Annotated in this window: 14 protein-coding genes; all 14 read left to right on the top strand. The window is 33.3% G+C overall.

The window, feature by feature from the left end; all coding sequences use genetic code 11:
* Nucleotides 1-109 precede the first annotated feature (109 nt).
* The 14 genes from QMA06_RS05800 to QMA06_RS05735 all read left to right on the top strand — a co-directional run bounded on the left by QMA06_RS05800 (nt 110) and on the right by QMA06_RS05735 (nt 18,388).
* Nucleotides 110-409, top strand: coding sequence for a helix-turn-helix domain-containing protein (locus QMA06_RS05800; protein ID WP_195872709.1), 300 nt, complete (start codon nt 110-112; stop codon nt 407-409).
* A complete protein-coding gene (locus QMA06_RS05795; RefSeq protein ID WP_290205925.1) occupies nt 406-702 on the top strand; it encodes a helix-turn-helix domain-containing protein in 297 nt (98 codons plus the stop codon). Before QMA06_RS05800 ends, QMA06_RS05795 begins: the two co-directional genes overlap by 4 nt.
* A complete protein-coding gene (locus QMA06_RS05790) occupies nt 689-1,597 on the top strand; it encodes a BT4734/BF3469 family protein (protein ID WP_290205924.1) in 909 nt (302 codons plus the stop codon). Before QMA06_RS05795 ends, QMA06_RS05790 begins: the two co-directional genes overlap by 14 nt.
* The gene (locus QMA06_RS05785; RefSeq protein WP_290205923.1) at nt 1,594-3,330 is read left to right on the top strand and encodes a DUF3987 domain-containing protein; all 1,737 of its coding nucleotides are present in this window, start codon (nt 1,594-1,596) and stop codon (nt 3,328-3,330) included. The genes QMA06_RS05790 and QMA06_RS05785 overlap by 4 nt, the downstream gene beginning before the upstream one ends.
* A 155-nt stretch (nt 3,331-3,485) precedes the next feature.
* On the top strand, nt 3,486-3,785 hold the full coding sequence (locus QMA06_RS05780; protein WP_290205922.1) for a helix-turn-helix domain-containing protein: 300 nt from the start codon (nt 3,486-3,488) through the stop codon (nt 3,783-3,785).
* 7 nt (nt 3,786-3,792) lie between these two features.
* Nucleotides 3,793-6,894: an Eco57I restriction-modification methylase domain-containing protein gene (locus QMA06_RS05775; protein ID WP_290205921.1), complete on the top strand. Its 3,102-nt coding sequence runs from the start codon at nt 3,793-3,795 to the stop codon at nt 6,892-6,894.
* Between the two features lie 3 nt (nt 6,895-6,897).
* Nucleotides 6,898-7,221 (top strand): hypothetical protein, encoded by a 324-nt coding sequence (locus QMA06_RS05770; RefSeq protein WP_195872703.1) that lies wholly within the window; start codon nt 6,898-6,900, stop codon nt 7,219-7,221.
* A 29-nt stretch (nt 7,222-7,250) separates the two neighbouring features.
* Nucleotides 7,251-9,359 (top strand): Piwi domain-containing protein, encoded by a 2,109-nt coding sequence (locus QMA06_RS05765; RefSeq protein ID WP_195872702.1) that lies wholly within the window; start codon nt 7,251-7,253, stop codon nt 9,357-9,359.
* Nucleotides 9,360-9,422: 63 nt separating this feature from the next.
* Complete coding sequence (locus QMA06_RS05760) at nt 9,423-9,818, top strand: hypothetical protein (protein ID WP_225035681.1); 396 nt, start codon at nt 9,423-9,425, stop codon at nt 9,816-9,818.
* 123 nt (nt 9,819-9,941) lie between these two features.
* Nucleotides 9,942-14,276, top strand: a complete 4,335-nt coding sequence (locus tag QMA06_RS05755; RefSeq protein ID WP_225035682.1) for a CusA/CzcA family heavy metal efflux RND transporter — start codon at nt 9,942-9,944, stop codon at nt 14,274-14,276.
* Nucleotides 14,277-14,280: 4 nt separating this feature from the next.
* On the top strand, nt 14,281-15,486 hold the full coding sequence (locus QMA06_RS05750) for an efflux RND transporter periplasmic adaptor subunit (RefSeq protein ID WP_195872700.1): 1,206 nt from the start codon (nt 14,281-14,283) through the stop codon (nt 15,484-15,486).
* A 2-nt stretch (nt 15,487-15,488) separates the two neighbouring features.
* The gene (locus QMA06_RS05745) at nt 15,489-15,902 is read left to right on the top strand and encodes a Fur family transcriptional regulator (protein ID WP_195872699.1); all 414 of its coding nucleotides are present in this window, start codon (nt 15,489-15,491) and stop codon (nt 15,900-15,902) included.
* A 57-nt stretch (nt 15,903-15,959) separates the two neighbouring features.
* Nucleotides 15,960-17,912, top strand: coding sequence for a heavy metal translocating P-type ATPase (locus QMA06_RS05740; protein WP_225035683.1), 1,953 nt, complete (start codon nt 15,960-15,962; stop codon nt 17,910-17,912).
* A 62-nt stretch (nt 17,913-17,974) separates the two neighbouring features.
* A complete protein-coding gene (locus tag QMA06_RS05735; protein ID WP_290205920.1) occupies nt 17,975-18,388 on the top strand; it encodes an HYC_CC_PP family protein in 414 nt (137 codons plus the stop codon).
* The last annotated feature ends 3 nt before the right edge of the window (nt 18,389-18,391 follow it).

The raw sequence follows: 18,391 nt of genomic DNA, 5'->3' as shown, positions 1-18,391 counted from the left end.
TTACACTCTTACTAAAATCGGCGAGCCAAATTTAAACCTTTGTCCTGTTCTTGAAATACAAGAATGACATTTGGCCAGATGTCCATTTACTATATTAAAATTATTAGTTATGGACGAAATATTAGAACGTCTCAAAATTATTGAAGAACACGTTTTAGACAGAAACATTATTGTAAAAAACGTATTGAGCTTTAACGAAGCGTGTAGGTTTTTGGAATTATCACAATCCCATTTATACAAACTTACAAGTACAGGAACCATTCCGCATTACAAACCGAATGGTAAGAAAATTTATTTTAATCGTGTAGAGTTAGAACAATGGTTGTTAAGTAACCGTGTGGACTCACAAGACGAAATCGAACAGCAAGCTGCCGATTACCTAATTAAGAAAGGAGCGGTAAAGTTATGACAGAAATAATCGATTTACTCTTGGCACTCTCTCAAGAAATAAAGGACTTAAAAACACGTATCGAATTGTTACGACAATCGAGAGCAGAAGTCTTAAAAGATACGTGGATAGACAATCAAGATGTATTGCAGACCTTACACATTAGTAAGCGAACTTTACAAACTTTTAGAACTAACGGAATATTGCCTTACAGTAAAATAAAAGGCAAGTTCTATTACAAAGTTGCTGACATAGAGCAATTGCTTCAAGACAACTACTACAACCATAATTTCAAGTACAATGGAGATAAGTAGAGAAGCAATTTTAGATAAAACACATTATGGTTTAAAGATTTATGCCTACGTGTTAAGACAGTATTATCCTGATACAATAGTCCTTTCCGTAAAAGGAAGGGACTGCGGGATAACTCGTAATCCATTTAATGGCGGAAAAGAAACTTTACGGATTCATATTGATGGAGTGATTGCAACCCATAGAGATACCGAAATTGAAACTTTTAAAGGTGATGTATTTGAATTTGCACAATATCATTTTAAAACCATTGATGAAGCAGAATTATTGCAGAAAATAAATGAAGCACTACATCTAAAATTAGAAATCAAGGAAAATGACGAGTTAGAATGGTTAAACAAACCAGATGATACCTGGTATGCTTACTGTAGCTTTTTCAAAGCACCTGTTCGCAATGTATTTCCTGCGGAAAAAATGCGACTGCATCAAATATTTGCATTAATCACAAGTGATAAATACAAAGCGATTACCGAAGAGTTAAGAGCAATAACAGATGTAAAAGAGGCACGTAAATTCAAAGCGAATCGCTTTGATTACGTCACCTTTTCAGGAACATTTGAAAAACGTAACGATAAAAATTTGTTACAACATTCCAATTTGCTAACTATAGATTTCGACCATTTAGAAAATATTCAAAAGTTTAAAGAGCAATTATTAAATGATGAATATTTTGAAACCGAAATGCTATTTATTTCGCCATCTGGCGATGGTTTAAAATGGATTATTCGGATAGATATTTCCGAAACATCACATTCAGAATACTTTACAGCAGTAGGAAATTACATTAAACACACCTATAACATTGAGGTTGACCAGTCCGGTAAAGACGTTTCCAGAGCGTGTTTTTTACCATACGACCCAACAGCCTTTTTACATAAAAGACACCAAGCATTATGAGCAAAATATTTAATCCAAAAGAATGGTTAGAGGTTCCAAAAGAGCAACAACAATCAACAAGCAACAAAGCAACAACTCACGTTGTTGCTGTTGCTAATAATGATATAGAATCCTATATAACCGCTATCGAACAGGCAGGTATTGATATAACTGGCAATTATGCTATTTGGCGAGATTTAGGTTTCGCATTAGCTGAAGAATATGGAGAAATAGGTAGAGATTATTATCACAGAATTAGTAAAGCCTATGTAGGTTATGAAACTAAAGAATGTGACGAGCAATTTAATAAATGTCTAAAAGCAAAAGGACACGGAATCACAATTGCAACCTTTTATCATCACGCACACCAAGCAGGTATAAGAGTACCAAAAACCGAAACGATAATACCAGAACAAAAAGAGGAAAAGCAACAAGAATCTATGCCTACTATTCCAGAAAAGGTATATAATTCACTTCCACAGTTTTTACAACAAGTTGTAAATCCTGCGAGCAGTCAAGAAGAAAAGGACATTTTATTGTTGGGTGCTTTAACAGCTTTTAGTGCCTGCTTTCCGAAACTGTTTGGAATCTATGACCAGCGTAAAGTGTATGGTAATTTATACTTATTCGTAACTGCACCTGCTTCTGCAGGTAAAGGCAGACTTAACCAAATTAAAAATTTGGTAGACCCTGTGCATAAATTAAAAAGAGAACAAGCCAAAGTATTAAAGCAGCAATTCCAAACGGAAACAGCTACGTATAATATGAATAAAGGTAAAGATGAAAATTTAGAGAAACCAAGCAAGCCACCAGAACGAATGCTGTTTATTCCTGCCAATAATAGTGTAACTGGCGTCTATCAATTAATTTCAGACAATGAAGGTAGAGGATTGATTTTTGAAACCGAAGGCGACACGTTAGCTCAAGCCTTTAAAAGCGATTACGGTAATTATTCCGATGGATTTCGTAAAGCCTTTCATCACGAAACTATAAGCTATTATCGTAGAACCGATAGAGAATATGTAGATATTGAAAAACCGTGTTTATCTACTGTATTGTCTGGCACACCAAAACAAGTAGCAACATTAATACCTAATGCTGAAAATGGTTTATTTAGTCGTTTTATGTTCTATTATATGAATATAAAACCAACTTGGAAAAATGTATTTCAAAACAACAATAATATAAGTTTAGATGATTACTATAATCAATTGGGTAATGAGTTTTTAGGCTTGTATAAAACACTTAAAAACAATCCAGAGATTGAAGTACAACTAACCAAATCACAACAAGAGCAATTCAATATATTTTTCGAATCCTTACAGACCAAATACATTAACCTGCAACCCGAAGAGTATATTGCAACCATTAGACGATTAGGATTAATTGCATTTAGAATAATGATGCTATTTACCGTTTTTCGCATTATGGAAGATGGCGATGTTAATGCAACTAAAGAATGTGAAGATGTGGACTTTGAAAATGCTTTAACCATTATTTCAATTTTAGTTAAGCATAGTAGTAAAGTGTTCAACGACTTACCTATTGAGCAAAAAGCAACAAAACGTTTAAATAGAAAAGAACGCTTTTTAGAGCATTTGCCAAAACAGTTTAACCGACAAGACTATTTAGACTTGGCAACCAAACAGAGCATACCACATAAAACAGCAGAAGGTTACATTACCAAATTTGTAGAGGCTGGATTAATACATCGAGAAGCTCACAATGTATATTCAAATACTACAAAAGAGTAATTAAGGATTTTAAGGATTAAAGGATATGAGTTAAATGATTTCCTCAAATCCTTAACTTCCTCATTTGCTGTTAATAACTGTTTATATCTTTTTCTTACTTCTTTCTTTCCTTTTCTTAAATTAGACAAATATTGACAAGTCTAAATAATTCTATTATGGAGTTTGGAGAGTACATACGTTCATTACGCGAAAAGCGCAATATGCTTTTGCGTGAAATGGCTGCAAACCTTAATATGGATGTAGCCTATTTAAGCAAAATAGAGCGAGGCAATCGTACTGCAAGACGTGAACAGGTAGAAGATTTAGCAAAGGTTTTAAACAAAAATAAAGATGAGTTGCTAAACCTTTGGATGGCAGATAAAATTGTCAATATGATTAAGGATGAATCCAACAGTACGGAAATCCTCAAAAAAGCAGAGCAGGAAATTAAGAACTTAACCAAAAAAAAACAATAGCTTCTAAATGGCATTATTTCAAACATCAGTATTAAAAACCTATTTGGCGCAACAAGATGCTTCAGTAGTAGAGCGTGCCTATAAAAAATACACCAAGTATTTTCACAATGTTATCATTCAGGAGAATATTAAAAACTCTAAAGAAGAACAATACCAGGCAAAGTTTCTGGATGAGTTGTTTGTAAATGTCTTGGATTATACCCTGAACCCAAAACCAGACTTTAATATTACTACCGAGTTTAAAAACCAAAAAGGAGCAGGTAAGGCAGATGGCGCTATTTTAAAAGAAGCTAAAGCCATTGGTGTTATTGAACTCAAAGGAACCAATACCAAAGATTTAGAAAGCATCCGCAAACAAGCGTTCGACTATAAAGCCAACCAAAAAGGCTGTGTTTATATTATTACATCCAATTTTGAAAAGTTGAGGTTTTACATTAACGATGCTACAGAATTTTTAGAGTTCAATCTCTTTCAATTAGCACCAGAAGAATTTGCTTTATTGTATCTCTGTTTACAAAAAGACAATATTCTTAATAACCTACCACTAACTATTAAAGAAGCCTCTTTAGTAGAAGAAGATAAAATCACCAAACAGTTTTACAACGACTATTCGGTATTTAAACGCGAACTCTTTAGAGACCTCGTAAAACGAAATGCAAAACGTATAAAAAGTGATGCTGTCATTGCGAGCGAAGCGCGACAATCTCTTGAAGAAAACAACGCTAACGAAAATAAAGCCCTCGAAAAAAACGTCAAACTTTCCCTGTTCAAAAAATCACAGAAACTCATAGACCGTTTCCTGTTCATATTCTTTGCAGAAGATAGAGATTTACTGCCACCAAACTCAACCATTCAAATTCTGGATAAGTGGAAAGCCGACATCGATTTTGGTGACGAACGTCCACTATACAACCTCTTTAAACAATATTTTCATTTTTTAGATGAAGGCAGAAAAGGCACAACATCAAGAGCAGAAATCTATGCCTACAATGGCGGACTCTTTAAACCAGATGCTATTCTCGATAGTTTGGAAATCGATGATGACTTACTCTACAAACACACCTACAAACTGGCTAAATACGATTTTAGCAGTCAGGTAGATGTTAATATTTTAGGACACATCTTTGAAAACTCACTCAACGAGATTGAAAGCGTCAATGCCGAAATTGAAGGTGGCGAGTTCGATAAGCAAAAGAGTAAACGTAAAAAAGATGGCGTATTCTATACCCCAAAATACATTACCAAATACATTGTAGAAAACACCGTTGGTAAACTCTGCCAAGAAAAAAAGAAAACATTAGGCTTTAAGGAAGAAGCCTATTTTGAGGTTAAACGAGGCACACACCAAAGCACTAAAAAAGAGTTAATAGTGGTATTAGATACCTATCGTGGATGGTTATTACAAATTACGATATGCGACCCAGCTTGTGGCTCTGGAGCATTTTTAAACCAAGCATTAGATTTTTTAATTAAAGAACATCGTTACATAGATGAGTTGAAATCTAAAGTATTAGGTGGTGGCTTAATATTAAGCGATATAGAAAACACCATTTTAGAAAACAACATTTATGGTGTGGACCTAAACGAAGAATCGGTAGAAATTGCCAAACTATCGCTTTGGTTACGTACAGCGCAACCACGCAGAAAACTCAACGATTTAAGTAACAATATTAAATGTGGTAATAGCCTTATAGATAGTAAGACCATTGCAGGCAATAAAGCCTTTAATTGGCAAGAACAATTCTCGCAGATATTTGATAAAGGTGGTTTTGATGTAGTGATTGGGAATCCACCTTATGGTGCTAAATTGTCTGAATCCGTTAGAGAATATATAACTAACAATTTTATTAGTTTTCAATCAAATTTTGATATTTATACTTCATTCATAGAATTAGCAAGTAGAATTACAAAAGAATCTTCTTATAGTAGCTACATAATTCCTGTTTCGTGGCAAACAGGTGATAAATATAATAGTACAAGAAAGTTTATTGCCTCAAATTTGAAATTAGAAATAGGTATTAAACTTCCTTATGATGTTTTTAAAGATGCCTATGTTGATACAGGTATTTATGTATTCAATAATGAAAAATCAGAAGAATATTACTCAAGAGTATTAGAGTTTGGAGCCCGTGAAAAATTCGATACCAGTTTAATTGAAGAAAGAAATTTATTATTGCTTCCATCCAAGTTTTGGATGCAATTGGATTCTTTAAAAGTTGTTTTAAATCCTTTTTTCTACACTCTTCAACCAAAAATAGTTAAAGACACAATTACTCTCGATGATATTAGTGATTCCATAAGAGGGATTTTACCAAATTCAGATGATGTTAGTGATGATTATATTGAAGGGTATAAAAAATACTTTACTGGATATTTGGGAAGGTATCAGAAGTCTGAAGAATTTTCTTGGGTACATTACAGCGATAATTTAAGAGAGAAGCCAAAAGATTATTCTTTTTTCCAAGATGAAAGAATAATTATACGCAGATTAATAAATAGACAATTTAGAATTATGGCTTCACTTGTAAGTGATGAGTTTGTCAATAAAAAAGATATTTATAATCTTAAAATAACAAATGATAATTACGAAATACATTACTTATTGGCTTTAATCAATAGTAAGTTATTTTCATTTATGAAAACTAAAGGCTCAACGACTGCTTCAAAGGATGATTTTTCTCAATTAACCTTATCTGACATTAGAACAATACCAGTAAAAAAAATAACTGTTGAGGAACAAGAAAAATTTAAAAAATTAGTCGTTTCATTACTTGATTTAAACAAAGAATTGAATGATTATACTAATAAGTTTATAAAGTACTTTTCAGTAAGTACACAAATTGAAAAACTAACTCGCAAACTCGAAAACTGGCACGAGTTAGACTTTGCAGACTTTATAAAAGAACTCAACAAAGCCATTAAAAAAGCAGGTGGCACACCATTGACCAAAAAAGACGAGTTTGAGTGGTTAGAACTCTTTGAGGACAACAAGAAAAAAGCCCAAGAGTTAAAAACCCAAATCACCCAAAGAGAAGAAACAATAGATACTATGGTGTACGATTTATATGATTTAACACAAGAAGAACGAGACATTATAGAAAACAGTTAAGATATGGCAACACAAGAAATGATTGCAATGCGTTTAGAAGCATTTTTAAATAGAGCATACAAATTGGATAAAAGAATTAAAAGACCTTCAAAAGGCGAATATTATTCCCTTACCAGAGCAGAAGAAAAAGACAACTATCAAAAAGAACTTAAAACCTTAAAAAACAGAATAGAACAAGCTATTGAAGTTTTTTTTAAACAAGCTATTGATTACCAAACAGAAGAAAGCTTAAAAGTTTTAGGCTCTCTAAATGCACAAGCAAAAAACAGTAACGATGTTGCTACTGTAATTGAAAAAGGATTATTAATAACAGAACAATTTAAATAGGGTTTATGTAACTACTAAAGAAATTATCTATGGAACATCTCAAAACCAACATACTAAACTTTAAATGGCCTAATAGCGCACCTACATTTTTCTTTTCTTTAGAAGATATAGAAGGCAGTCACCCAATCCATAAATCAAAGTTTTCAAGGCAGATTAAAGAGGCGTTTCCAGATATAGACTTATCCAATACAGACCAAATATTTACAACCTTTACTAATCAAATACCGAATGCACCAAGCATAAAAATTAATTTGGTTAATGGTAGAGAATTAAGAATCTATAAGCAATATTTGAAGCATCAGTTAAGAAGCTATTTTCAATCAAAAGATTATATAGTTGTCAAAAACTTTGTAGGCGATGTGCAAGTGTGGATACCATCACTTAAAGGAAATACAGAACATTATAACCTATATTACAAATTCTCGTTTAAAATTCAGTTTGCTAAACTTACCGACTTACCAGAACTTATTGTGTCGTTTGATGGTACATCAAAAGTCCTCACAAAGTCAGTTAAGGATATTGAGGAAACAGAGTTAATTAGACGTTGTGTTTATGGTCAAAAAACAATCAACTATCAAATGAACCTCGACACAGAGGAAAAGGAAGAATTTTATAATGCTATAGAATTTGACAAAGCATTTCCAATTTTTAGTTTACCATTGGCAAGAGCTTTGGATATTCCTATTGAAGAACCAGTACGTCAAGCCAACAAATACCAAAAGTATGTGGCACTCATCAACAACTTTGCGAAAAACTACTTATTTACCGAAGACTTTAAAGCCATATTTCCATTTAAAGATGATGCATTTATAGATGTACCACGTAACCGCATAAATCATATAGACCCACGATTGGGTTTGCTGGAATTTGGCAAAGACCAATATGGCAATAAAAAAACGCATTTAGTGCCTAAATTGGCAATGAATAACCTAAATCCTTATAAGAGACCAAATAATCAAAACATTAAGTTTTTCTTTGTGTACCATACCTCTCATAAAGAAGCCATTAAATCCTTTTATAACAACCTTAAATCTGGTGTTACCTCTCAAAAAAAGTATTTCAAAGGGATTGAAGATTACGTAAATATTAAGGCTGCAACTTCTAAAGAACATTTCATTGAGTTCACTAACCAAAACGACCCAATACCAGAAATTACAGAGCAGTTAGAAAAATTATCTTTCGACCACGATACTGTGCGCTATGCAGCATTTTATTTAAGTCCTTTTGATAAGTTCACGCCAAATCCAGAAGACCGCGACATCTATATTCAAATCAAAGAACTGTTCTTAAACGAAGGCATAGTAACCCAAGTGGTAGATTATCATAAGATGGTTGAGAATATAGAAAACCAATACAATTTTCAATTCTCGTTACAAAATATGGCATTGGCTATACACGCTAAATTAGGCGGTGCACCGTGGAAGTTGGCAGTAACCGATAAAAAAGAATTAGTAATAGGTGTTGGAGCATTTACCAATCAAGGCGAGAACAGACGTTATATTGCAAGTGCCTTTAGTTTTCAAAATAATGGCTTATTTAGAAAGTTTGAATATTTCGACCAAACAGAAACAGACCTGTTAGCAGGTAGTATCTGTAAAGCCATTAGGGATTTTACATCGGTTGCAGAAGCAGATAAAGTGGTCATTCATTTTTACAAGGAAATGAGTTACGAAGAGTTAAAACCCATTATAAGTGGGATGCATTCATTAGGCTTAAAAGTGCCTTTATACATTCTTAATATCAATAAAACCGAAGCGGAAGATATTATTGCTTACGACCTTAATTGGAATAAAAAATTAATGCCAGTTAGTGGTACATACATACGTATTAGTGAAAACCAATTTCTGTTGTTTAACAACGCACGTTATCCCAATTCACAACGCTATGCAGATACAGATGGTTATCCATTTCCAATAAAAATTAAAATAAGCAGTCCAGATGAAGATGCTTTTGAAGATGCAAATGTAGTATTAGAATTATTAACGCAAGTATATCAGTTTAGCAGACTATACTGGAAATCACTACGACAACAAAATGTACCAATTACCATAAAATATCCTGAAATGGTTGCACAAATAGCACCACGCTTTAATAATGGTGTTCCAGATAATGCAAAAAATGCTTTATGGTTTTTATAATTTACCAATCAATTTATTTGCACAACTTGTGCATTGATTAATTTGTATATTTGTCTAAATTATATGAAAATAATTGTTTCCATATCAATGTCTATTTTATTCTTTTTTCAAGGGATAAGCATAGATATGGACTTTTGTGGCCCAATTAAAGAAATTTCAAATGTAATTACCCATTATCAAAACCATAAAGTTTATGGCGACTCTTTCTTTGAATATTTAGTTGAAGACTACATTGACAGCGATGCTAAAAATGAAGAACATCATCATAACCCAGATAAGGAGAATACACCAGTCCATTCCCATAATCAGTGTTGTCACCCTTTGGTATTAATTATTGCGAACAATAATTTGGCTTTAACCAAGCAACTAAAATTTGAAGAGAAAAAACAGTATAATTTACATAAAGTAGACTTCACTTCCAGATATTTGGAATCACTTTTCCAACCCCCTAAAGTATAATTCAGTTTTTTTAAAGGATAACTATATCCAATTTTGAACCTAAAAGGTTCTTATCATTTCGTGTAATTCTATTTCTTATATCAGAATTGTATCGAATAGTTTAACTGAATTAATACATTTTATATGATTAATAAAATCATTGATTTTTCAATCAATAACAAATTCATTATTGGTTTGCTTACGCTTACCATAATTGGAGCAGGTATTTGGAGTATGACCAAAGTACCAATCGATGCTGTTCCAGACATTACTAACAACCAAGTACAGGTTATTACGCAAGCACCCAATTTAGGTACAGAAGATATTGAACAGATTGTAACCTATCCTATTGAGGTGGCAATGAGCAATCTTCCCGATGTTCAGGAAATTCGTTCTATTTCACGTTTTGGCTTATCTGTGGTTACCATTGTGTTTGATGATGATATGGGAACTTATCTACCACGCCAATTAGTAGCCGAAAAACTAAACGAAGTCAAAGAACAAATTCCTGCTGGTTTTGGAGAACCGACTATGGGTCCTATTTCCACAGGTTTAGGTGAGATTTATCAATACACCTTAAAAGTAGCACCAGAGTATAAAGACAAATACAACATTGCAGATTTACGCTCAATACAAGATTGGATTGTACAGCGTCAAATGGCAATGGTAGAAGGTGTGGTTGAGGTAAACGCAATAGGTGGGAAAATTAAACAATACGAAGTAGCGGTTGACCCAAACGATTTAAACGCTATTGGTTTAACCATTACCGATGTGTTTAATGCACTTGAAGCCAATAATCAAAACACAGGTGGTGCATATATTGAAAAAAACCATCAGGCAAATTTTATTCGTGGTGAAGGCCTGGTACGCAGTTTAGATGACATTAAAAAAATCACAGTCAAGAATATTAATAATATTCCCGTAACTATTGGAGATATTGCTACGGTACAATTCGGTTCTGCAATACGTTATGGTGCATTAACCCAAGATGGTGAAGGCGAAGTTGTAGGTGGTTTGGTGATGATGCTAAAAGGTGCTAATTCCAATGATGTTATCGCAAATGTAAAAGAGCGAATGGCTCAAATAGAAAAGTCATTACCAGAAGGTGTAATCATCGAACCTTTGTTAGACCGAAGTAAGTTAATAGCAGAAACAACTTCTACTGTAACCACAAATCTTATCGAAGGTGCATTAATAGTAATTTTTGTCCTTATCTTCTTATTGGGTAATTGGCGAGGTGGTTTAATTGTCGCTTCAACCATACCATTATCCTTATTGTTTGCTTTTATCTTAATGAACGTTTTTGATGTTTGGGTAAACTTAATGAGTTTGGGTGCAATAGATTTCGGAATTATTGTAGATGGAGCTGTAATTATTGTAGAAAGTACAGTATTTCTAATTGCATCACAAGTACTAAAAAAGAAACAACTAACATCCAAAGAACGAGATAAAGTTGCTTCTAATGCTTCAAAAAAGATGATGAATGCTGCGTTTTTTGGACAGTTGATTATCCTTATTGTTTTTCTACCCATTTTAGCCTTACAAGGTATAGAAGGAAAGATGTTTAAACCAATGGCACTGACCTTTATTTTCGCTATGATTGGTGCAATGGTACTTTGTTTAACGTATGTACCAATGATGTCTGCTTTAGTTTTAAGAGCACCTATAAATGATAAAAAATCCTATGGAGACCGATTTGTGCATTGGGTTGAAGATAAATACCAACCTTTATTGGTTAGAGCATTGCGAAAAGGTAAATGGGTAATTGGTATTGCAGTTGTGCTGTTCGGGATAACGGTTTTTATGTTTTCAAGAATGGGTGGCGAGTTTATCCCACAACTCGATGAAGGTGATATTGCATTTCACGCTATTTTAAAACCAGGTAGTTCACTTACAGAAACTATTGAGACCACTACCAAAATAGAACAAATAGTAAAAGCCAAATTTCCAGAAGTCGAAAAAATAGTCAGTCGTATAGGCGTTGCCGAAATACCAACCGACCCAATGCCAATGGATTTAGCAGATGTTTTTGTGATTCTGAAACCTAAAAGCGAATGGACATCAGCAGAAACAAAGGATGAATTGATTGAGAAAATAAAAGAAGCGGTTGAAATCGTTCCTGGTGTTAATTATGAGTTTACCCAACCTATTGAAATGCGTTTTAATGAGTTACTTGAAGGTGTTCGTGAAGATATTGCCATAAAACTCTATGGTGAAGAAATTGACATCTTATCCCAAAAAGCCGAAGAAATATCTAAAATTATTGCAGGTACAGAAGGTATTGGAGATATGAAAGCGGAAGCCACAACAGGTTTGCCACAAATGACCATTAATTACAATAGGAACAAATTGGCACAATACGGACTTCAAATAAATACACTGAATCAAACCGTACAATCTGCATTTGCAGGTGGTACAGCAGGTGTGATTTTTGAAGGTGAAAAACGCTTCGATTTAGTGGTGCGTTTAAGTTCTCAAAACCGAAAAGATATTTCAGATGTTCAAAACCTGTACATTAATTTACCTTCTGGTACTCAAATTCCGTTACGTGAAATTGCTGATATAAGCTACAAAGCAGGACCAATGCAAATCAGTAGAGACAATACCAATAGAAGAACCTATGTTGGCATTAATGTAAGAGGTCGTGATGTAAAATCTTTGGTAACTGAAATAAAATCAAAATTAGATGCACAATTGGAATTACCATCAGGTTATTTTATTCGATATGGTGGTGCATTTGAAAATCTGGAACGTGCCAGCAACCGTTTACAAACCGTTGTACCTATTGCATTGTTGCTCATTTTTATATTGATTTACTTTGCTTTAAAGTCCTTACCACAAACCTTAATGATTTATATAGCCATTCCAATGGCAACTATTGGTGGTGTAGTAGCCTTATGGTTGCGTGATATGCCATTTAGTATTTCGGCAGGTGTTGGTTTTATTGTGTTATTTGGTGTTGCGGTATTAAATGGTTTAGTAATGATAAGTGGCCTCAACGAATTAAAGGAAGAAGGTGTTACCAATCTAAAAGATAGAATTGTTGAAGGTACTAAACGAAGAATCAGGCCTATTATGCTAACCGCTTTTACAGATGTATTAGGCTTTCTACCAATGGCGATTTCATCATCAGCAGGTGCAGAAGTACAACGTCCATTGGCTACTGTGGTAATTGGTGGGTTATTAACTTCAACTTTACTAACACTATTTGTGTTACCTATTTTATACCATTGGGTAGAAAATAAATCATTTAGGTTTAAACCGAATAAAAAGTTAGTAACAGCGTCTGCTATGGTATTATTACTATTCGGTTTTACAACACAAAGTAATGCACAAGAGATAAACGATACAATTCCCGAAATTTCATTACAGGAAGCTATAAAACTCTCAAAAAGTAATTATCCAATGCTCAAACAACAGCAATTGGAAATCACTAAACAAGAACAATTAAAAGCGACTGCCTATGATTTTGGTACTACTCAAATTTTTACTGGTGGAGAAGAAATTGATAATGGTAATGGCATTTATACAACCATTGGTGTTGGTCAATCTAATATTGATGTATTTGGTATTGGTTCTAAAAAGAAGCTACAAGAACAACGGATACTATTGGCTCAAAAAGCCTTTCAACTTTCCGAATTGGAATTAGAATTAGAAGTAAAAAAGGCTTGGTCAAAATGCTATCAAATGAAGCGAAACTATCATTTGTATAAAGAATTAGATTCCATTTATTCCAAATTTGAACAAGCAGTAGCTTTAAATTATGAAGTCGAAGCCATTTCTAAATTAGAATATTCAGCAGCAAAAAATCAAGCGTTTCAAATTCAAAATAAAAAAGTACAAGCCTATAGTGATTATCTTATTGCCTTACAGCAATTCAATTTGTGGTTGGTATCAGAAGAAATTTTTACAGTTTCAGATGAATTTGATGTAACTGTAGATATGGAGATGAAAACGTTTGATGTTGAAAGCCATCCGCTTTACAGTATGTCACAGAATATTGTAGATGAAGCTGAAGCCAAATACAAAGCTGCAAAAACAGATAATTTGCCAAAGTTCAATTTTCAAGGTGGTTTACAAAAAGTAAATGGTAATTCAGGATTTTACACGTATCAAGCAGGAATTTCCATTCCGTTTTTATCAGGTTCTAACAAAGCTCAAGTTAAAAGTGCCAGAATTGATAAAGAAATAGCCGAAACCAATGTAGCGTTCAAAAAACAAGCAATAAAATCAAGGTTTGTTCAGGCTAAAGAAAATTATATCAAATGGAAAACATCTTGGGAGTTTTACAAAGACCAAGTATTGCCATTAACAAAAGAGCAAAAAACAGGTGCATTACTAGCATATAGAGAAGGCGAAATTGATTATACTGCATTTACGCAGTTGATTAAAGAAGCCATTCAATCAGAATTGGAAGCACAAACAACATTAGTAAATTATTTAGAAAGCACATTTCAACTACAATATTTTAATCAATAAGACAATGAAAAGTAAAACATATAAAATCCTTATCGTAATGGTGTTAACCATTTTTGTGTCAGCTTGCGGAAATAAAGAAAGCCATAACGAAAATGATGGTCATTCCCACGATGAAGAACAAAACACAGAAGTTAATGAAGCAAATAATGAAAGCGAAGAAGTAATGCTTTCACAACAACAATTCGATGCGTTAAAAATGAAAATCGATACACTTGCATTGCGCAATATGAGTGGTTATGTAGAAGCAAATGGAACGTTAGAAGTACCACCACAAAACGAAGCAGCCATAACTACAGTTGTTGGTGCAAATGTCGTTTCAATTGAAGTTATTGAAGGAGATAAAGTCAATAAAGGTCAAGTAGTGGCTTATCTATCACATCCAAATATTATACAAGCGCAAACCGATTACTTAAACGCTTATAGTAATAGTAATTTTTTGAAAAAGAATTATGAACGTCAACAAAAGTTATATGAAGCAGGTGTAGGTTCTGGTGCTAATTTTCAAAAGGCAGAAGCAGAATATGATGCCTCAATAGCAATGGTAAATGGTCTCGAAGCACAATTAAAAATATTAAATATCAATACCTCTTCTGTTCGTAATGGCACAATTGCACAACGTATTGCCTTGCGAAGTCCAATAGAGGGTTTTGTGCAAAAAGTTGAAGTAAAAACAGGACAATATGTAGAACCTCAAACCGAATTATTTGAAATTGTAAATACGCATCACGTTCACGCAGATTTAATGGTTTTTGAAAAAGATGTATATAAAGTACAGAAAGGTCAAAAAGTAAACTTTACAGTACAATCAATTCCAAATACAGAACTTACCGCAGAAATTTATTCTGTTAGCAAAACGTTTGAGGACAATCCAAAAGCAGTTCACGTACACGCAGAAATAGAAAACAAAAAAGGCAATTTAATTCCTGGAATGTATATTCAAGGTAAAATTCAAGTTGAAAATACAGAAACAAAAGCATTACCAGAAAGTGCCGTCATAAAAGAAGGCGATAGATATTATGTGTTTTCAGTAGAAAAAGAAAATGACGATTGGAGCTTTAAACCTATCGAAGTAGTTATAGGCACTAAAGATGGTCTTTGGGTTTCAATTCAATTCGTTGAAAACGTGGAAATTAACACGCAATTCGCATATAATAATGCGTATTACCTTAACGCAGAAATGAAAAAAGGGGAAGCAGAACACGCACATTAATTATGAACACAATAGAAGAAGTATTAGAGTCAAAAGATATTCGCATAACAGCAATGCGTTTGCTTATATATAAGTTTCTTGCAGAAAAAGAGGTCGCTGTTACTTTAAGTGATATTGAAAATGCTTTTGAAAAGGCAGATAGAACGACTTTATACAGAACTGTAAAAACATTTGAAGATAAAGGAATAGTCCATCAAATAGATGATGGTACGGGAATTACAAAATATGCGCTCTGTGAAAAAGGATGTAATTGTGAAATTGAAACCGATTTACACTTGCATTTCCATTGTATTAATTGCAATAAAACTATTTGCTTAACAGACCATAAAATCCCTCAAATAAAAGTACCAGATGGTTTTGTGTCTGAAAACGTCAACTTGGTTGTAAAAGGTATTTGTGATAAATGTAGTAGCTAAAAATGCACTTCCATTGCAGTTGATTTTAAGGCATCTTTGAAATAAATTTAAGAATCAATGAAAAAAAAGAAATTAAATTTAAAAGACCTAAAGGCACATTCAGAAAATGAACATAGTCACGATGATGGACATAATCACGGAAGTGAACCGAACAATTTTAAAGCATACATTCCAGCAATAGTAAGTTTTACAATGCTCATTGCTGGTATTGCTTTAGATTATTTTAATGTTACATTCTTTAAAGACTGGATAAGAATTATTTGGTATGGCATAGCCTATATTCCTGTTGGTTTTCCTGTGGTAAAAGAAGGATGGAAAAGTATTACAAAAGGCGATGTTTTCACAGAATTTTTCTTAATGTCAATCGCTACAATTGGAGCATTTATCATTGGCGAATATCCCGAAGGTGTTGCGGTAATGTTATTTTATGCAGTTGGCGAATTGTTTCAAAATGCAGCAGTCAATAGAGCAAAAGGAAATATAAAAGCATTATTGGATGTTAGACCGAAAGAAGCCAATGTGTTTCGTGAAGGTGATTATAAAAGTGTTTCGCCAGAAGATGTAAACATTGGAGAGAAAATTCAAATTCGTGTTGGTGAAAAGATTCCATTGGATGGTGTTTTATTATCTGAAAAAGCATCATTAAATACCGCAGCTTTAACAGGCGAGAGTAAACCTGATTCCATACAGAAAGAAGCAAAAGTTTACGCAGGCAGTATTAATTTAGAAAGTGTTATTGAAGTTGAAGTAACCAACAAATTTGAAGATAGTTCTATTGCCAGAATATTAGATTTGGTTCAAAATGCAACAGCACGTAAATCTAAAACAGAATTATTTATCAGACAGTTTGCACGTATATATACACCAATAGTGGTGTTTTTAGCTATAGGTGTAACATTCATTCCTTACTTTTTTGTAGATGATTATGTGTTTAGAGATTGGTTATATAGAGCCTTAATTTTCTTGGTAATATCTTGTCCTTGTGCGTTAGTGATTTCAATTCCATTAGGTTATTTCGGTGGATTGGGAGCAGCTTCAAAAAATGGAATATTGTTCAAAGGTGCATCGTTTCTCGACGCAATGACCAAGATAAATACATTGGTGATGGACAAAACAGGAACCGTTACCAAAGGTGTATTCAAAATAAAAGAGGTTAAAGCAATTGGTTGGGAAGAAGCCGAATTTATGAAATACCTAATGGCAATGGAAGAACAATCTACTCATCCAATCGCTAAAGCAATTTTAGAGTATAAAGCAGAAGGAGAAGATTTTGAAGCACAAGACGTTTCTGAAATTGCAGGTAAAGGATTAAAAGGCATTGTAAATGGTAAAACAGTTTTAGTAGGTAATAAAGCCTTAATGACTACGAATAACATTAATGTTCCATCGGAAACGGTATCTATTGTAGAATCTATTGTATTAGTTGCAATTGATAATCAATTTGCAGGGTACGTGGTCATTGCAGATGAATTGAAAGAAGATGCCAAAGAAACAATTGTTAATTTACAAAAAGTAGGCATTAAAAATATTATGATGCTTTCAGGTGATAAAGATTCCATTACTCAACAAGTCGCTAAAGAGTTAAATATTAAAAGTGCTAAAGGTGGATTATTACCAGAAGATAAATTGAATGAAGTTGAAACATTAAAGAAAAACCCAGAAAACAAAATAGCCTTTATTGGCGATGGCATCAACGATGCACCAGTTTTAGCAGCGAGTAACGTTGGTATTGCGATGGGTGGTTTAGGTAGTGATGTCGCAATAGAAACCGCAGATGTTATTATTCAAACTGACCAACCTTCAAAAGTAGTGAGAGCCATTAAAATAAGTCGTTCCACCCGCAAAATTGTTTGGCAGAATATCATTTTAGCATTTGGAGTAAAAGTTGTTGTTCTAATTTTGGGTGCAGGTGGCTTGGCAACAATGTGGGAAGCGGTATTTGCAGATGTAGGAGTGGCATTATTGGCTATTTTAAATGCAGTAAGATTACAACGGATGGAATGGCGTTAATCCACTAAACTTCTGTTAAACAAAATCAATAGTTGTTAAAATTTAATACCTTTGCAATTAGTATGAAGCAAGTATTACATAAAATAATGTCTTTATTAATGGCTTTTGTAGTGTTATTTTCTACAATGTCATTTACTATGAATATGCATTATTGTGGCGATACATTAGTGGAAACTGCTATATTCAATAAAGCAAAAGGTTGCGGAATGGAAATGGAAAAACCTTCTACAGAAGGTTGCTCTATAACCAAGAAAAATTGTTGTAATGACAAACAGTTAGTCATTGATGGTCAAGATGAATTAAAACTAAATTTTGACAAACTTACTTTTGAACAACAACAATTTGTAGCTTCATTTATATATACTTACATCAACCTTTTTGAAGGTTTAGATAAAAATGTATCTTCTTACGAAGAGTACAAACCGCCACTCGTCGTCAAACAAATCTTCAAGATTGACGAGACTTATTTAATTTGATTT

This window comes from Winogradskyella bathintestinalis, from assembly GCF_030407435.1.
Lineage (GTDB): Bacteria > Bacteroidota > Bacteroidia > Flavobacteriales > Flavobacteriaceae > Winogradskyella > Winogradskyella bathintestinalis.
Note: the sequence above shows the minus strand (reverse complement) of the source record. Positions and strands in the feature narration are given on the sequence as shown.